The sequence below is a fragment of the Polynucleobacter sp. Fuers-14 genome, assembly GCF_018882045.1.
Taxonomy (GTDB): domain Bacteria; phylum Pseudomonadota; class Gammaproteobacteria; order Burkholderiales; family Burkholderiaceae; genus Polynucleobacter.
Genome location: NZ_JACVPG010000033.1, coordinates 1 through 346 on the forward strand (window position 1 = coordinate 1; position 346 = coordinate 346).

1 protein-coding gene is annotated in these 346 nt (G+C 52.0%); it reads left to right on the forward strand.

The window, feature by feature from the left end; all coding sequences use genetic code 11:
* On the forward strand, positions 1-346 hold a 346-nt coding region (locus tag ICN40_RS11545; protein ID WP_216244130.1), incomplete at both ends, for a YDG domain-containing protein.

The window sequence follows — 346 nt, forward strand, 5'->3', positions numbered from 1 at the left end:
ACAACCACCGCCACCATGAGTGCGCTGGGTACCTTAAGTGGCTTTATCGGTAGTGAGACTGTGACCGCTGCTGTGAATACTGCGACCTTTGCGGATCAAAATGTCGGTACTGGCAAAACCATTACCGTGAGCTACACCTTGGCAGGTGGCACCAATAGTGGGGTAGCAAGTAACTACAGCTTGGCGAACAACACCACGACCGGCAACATTACTGCCAAAGCGCTGACCATCGGTACAGCAACTGCTAATAACAAGACTTACGATGGCACAACCACCGCCACCATGAGTGCGCTGGGTACCTTAAGTGGCTTTATCGGTAGTGAGACTGTGACCGCTGCTGTGAATA